Raw genomic sequence first — 3481 nt, forward strand, 5'->3', positions numbered from 1 at the left:
GAAGGGGGCGGCGTCAGGGGGTGTCGCGGCGGGGGAGGCGGATGGGGGTGGTGATGGCGGCCTCGTCGCTGAACTCCGCGGGGCTGCGTTCCTCGACCACGCTCACCGGACGCGTCTCGTCGAGGGTCAGGGCGAACCGCCGCCGCTCGTCGCGGCGCACGCGCCCGGAGGTGAGCATCCAGACGACGCCGATCGCACACGCGATCAGCCCCGCGGCGCCGCCCAGCATGATGGCGGCGCGCGGACCGAACGCATCCGCCACCCATCCGGCGATCGGCGCGCCCACCGGGGTCGACCCCATGATCACGGCCATGTACAGCGCGAGCACGCGCCCGCGGAGGGCGGGGTCCGTGGTGATCTGCACGTAGCCGTTCGCGGTGGTGAGCAGCGTCACCGTCATGAAACCGATGAGCACGAGGGTGACGGCGTAGAGCGCGTACGAGGGCATCGCCGACGACAGGAAGGCGGCGAGCCCGAAACCCCCGGCCGCGAAGACGACCACCCGCACGCGCGCCCGGTCGCGCCGCGCGGCGAGCAGTGCACCGGCGAGCGATCCGATCGCGAGGATCGACGACAGCACACCGTATCCGTCGGCCCCCGCTCCGAACTCGATCGCCATCGTCGACGCGAAGATCGGAAAGTTCATGCCGAACGCCCCGATGAGGAACACCGTCACGAACACCACCCGCAGGTCGCTGCGCCCCCACACGTACCGGAAGCCGGCGGCGAGACCGCCGCGGCCGCGGTTCTTCGGACGCTTCGCGAGCAGCTGCGCGTGCAGCAGGAAGAGCGCCACGATCATCGCGAGGAACGTCGCGGCGTTGACGATGAACACCCACCCCGACCCGATCGCGACGATGAGCAGGCCGCCGACGGCGGGACCGATCATGCGCGCGAGGTTGAACGACGCCGAGTTCAGCGCGACGGCGTTGGACGTGTCGGATGCCGACACCATGTCCGACACGAACGCCTGCCGCGCCGGCGCGTCGAACGCGTTCACCACGCCGAATGCGGCGGCGAAGCAGAGCATGAGGGGAAGGGTCATAACGCCCGAGAGCAGCAGCGTGCCCACCGCGACGGCGAGCAACAGCAGCGCCCCCTGCGTCGCGAACAGGATGCGGCGGCGGTCGAACCGGTCGGCAACGTAACCGGTGAGGCTCACCAGCACGAGCGGCGGGCCGAACTGCAGGGCCATCGTGACGCCCATCGCGGTGGCGTCGTTGTCGGTGAGCTCGGTGAGCACGACCCAATCCTGCGCGGTCGCCTGCATCCACCCGCCCACGTTCGACACGAGCGCACCGGCGAACCAGATGCGGTAGTTGATGTTCGCGAACGAACGGAACATCGAACTCATCGGTCGGTCACCCGCCTCATCAGCGCGCTCGCCGCCCGCAACGTGGCCAGCTCGTCGGCGGTGAAGTCGAGCTCGGCGAGCATGTCGGCCAGTAGCACGTCGCGGCGGCGGATCGTCTCGACGACGATCTCGGCCCCGGCATCCGTGATCTCGACCTGCACTCGCCGGCGGTCGTCGGCGTCGGGAGTGCGGGTGACGTATCCCTGCTCTTCCAGGCCGTTGATCATGTTCGTCATCGACGGCGCGGTCACGCGCTCGCGCTCGGCGAGGGTCGAGATCGTGCGGCGGCCGTGCATACGGAGGTCGGCGAGCACGGCGAGCTGCGCGTCGCTCATGGCGTCGGTGGCGCGGGCGCAGCGCAGGCGGCGGGCGAGGCGGAACGTCGCCAGGCGCAGGTCGGTCGCGGTGAGCTGGAGGGGGTCGTCGGATGCCGTCATCGTTTAGTTAGTCTATCTAAATAATCGAGCGGCGGGGCTGGACGGGCAGAATGAACGGATGACCCGAACCCCCGTGCTCGAGATCGCCGTGCAGGATCCCGCCGGCGTGCGCATCGCCGGAGAGGTCGGTGCGGCGCGCGTCGAACTGACCGCGGCCCTCGCCCTCGGCGGCCTCACCCCGTCACCCGCGACCCTGGAGCTCTCGATCGACGAGGCCCGCACGTCGGGCGTCGAGGTGCACGTGCTCATCCGGCCGCGACCGGGCGGCTTCGACTACACCGCCGACGAGCTCGCCGTGGCCGAGCGTGACGTGCGCCGTGCTGTCGAGGCCGGCGCGCACGGTGTCGTCGTGGGCGCTCTCGGCGCCGACGGGCGGCTCGACGCCGACGCCGTGGCACGACTGCGCGACGCCGCGGACGGAGCATCCGTCACCCTGCACCGCGCGATCGACATGACCCCCGACCTTCTCGCCACCCTCGCCGCCGCGCGGGATCTCGGGCTGCGTCGGGTGCTCACCTCGGGCGGAGCATCCGCCGCGATCGACGGCCTCGACACCCTGCGGGCGCTCGTGGACGCGGCCGACGGGGCGATCGAGGTGATGGCCGGCAGCGGAGTGGATGCCGCGAGTGCGGTCGCTCTCGCCGACACCGGCGTCGACGCGCTGCACTTCTCAGCCAAGCGCACCGTCACCGCCGACGGCGGCGTGCGGATGGGGTCGGCCTCCGACGGAGTGGGCGGGTACGAGGTCACCGACCGCGAGGCCGCGTTCGCCGTGCGCACCGCGCTCGGCCTCTGAGCAGGAGGGCCCGGCCGTCGGCCCGCGCGAATCGATAGGCTTCCAGGCGTGACGGAGACCCGCGAGTTCACGGATGCGCACGGCATCGCCATCGTCTACGACGTGCACCCCGCCTCGGGCGAGCCTCGGGGTGTGGTGCAGCTGCTGCACGGTGTCGGCGAGCACGCCGGGCGTTACGGCGCGCTGATCGCCGCGCTCACCGACGCCGGGTTCCACGTCTACGCCGACGACCATCGCGGGCACGGGCGCACCGGCATCCGTCAGCACGGCGGACCCGAGAAGCTCGGACGTCTGGGTGCGGGCGGGCTGCGCGCCGCGAAAGAGGCGATCTGGCAGCTCACCGGCATCATCCGCGACGAGAACCCCGCGCTGCCTCTCGTGCTGCTCGGGCACTCGTGGGGCTCGTTCCTCGCGCAGATGCTCGTGAACGAGCACCCCGAGGCGTACGACGCGGTGATCCTGTCGGGCTCGGCGTTGCGCACGCCGCGGTCGCTCAACGCCGCGCCCCTGAACAAGCGGTGGGCCGCCGACGACGCGACCGGTTACGAGTGGCTGAGCCGCGATCCCGAGATCTGGGCGGCCTTCGAGGCCGACCCGCTCACGACCGGAGTGCCGCTGCTGAAGCTCTTCGGACTGCTCGACGCCGCGCGTCTCTACGGTCTGCCGCGCACCGACCTCGGTCACGACATCCCCGTGCTGCTGCTAGTGGGCCGCGACGACCCGGTGGGCGGGCCGCGCAGCGTGCACCGGCTGGCCGACGCGTACCGTCGACGCTCGGGTCTGACCGACGTCACGACCCTCGTGTATCCCGACGCCCGCCACGAGATCTTCGCCGAGCTGCAGCAGGCCGAGGTGCGCGCCGACACCCTCGCCTGGCTCGACACCCGCTTCCCC

At 71.6% G+C, this 3481-nt stretch carries 4 protein-coding genes; 2 read left to right on the top strand and 2 right to left on the bottom strand.

Annotated elements, in window-relative coordinates:
• Positions 1–13: 13 nt before the first annotated feature.
• Both AC3A3J_RS00050 and AC3A3J_RS00055 read right to left on the bottom strand, forming a co-directional pair.
• Complete coding sequence (locus AC3A3J_RS00050; RefSeq protein ID WP_487670312.1) at positions 14–1345, bottom strand: MFS transporter; 1332 nt, start codon at positions 1343–1345, stop codon at positions 14–16.
• A 5-nt stretch (positions 1346–1350) separates the two neighbouring features.
• A complete protein-coding gene (locus AC3A3J_RS00055; RefSeq protein WP_487670313.1) occupies positions 1351–1791 on the bottom strand; it encodes a MarR family transcriptional regulator in 441 nt (146 codons plus the stop codon).
• A 58-nt stretch (positions 1792–1849) separates the two neighbouring features.
• Here AC3A3J_RS00055 and AC3A3J_RS00060 point away from each other — a divergent pair, with 58 nt between their 5' ends.
• The gene (locus AC3A3J_RS00060; protein WP_487670314.1) at positions 1850–2587 is read left to right on the top strand and encodes a copper homeostasis protein CutC; all 738 of its coding nucleotides are present in this window, start codon (positions 1850–1852) and stop codon (positions 2585–2587) included.
• 48 nt (positions 2588–2635) lie between these two features.
• A partial coding sequence (locus AC3A3J_RS00065) for an alpha/beta fold hydrolase (RefSeq protein WP_487670315.1) occupies positions 2636–3481 on the top strand: 846 nt, incomplete at its 3' end.

Source organism: Microbacterium sp. Soil_N32, assembly GCF_057655505.1.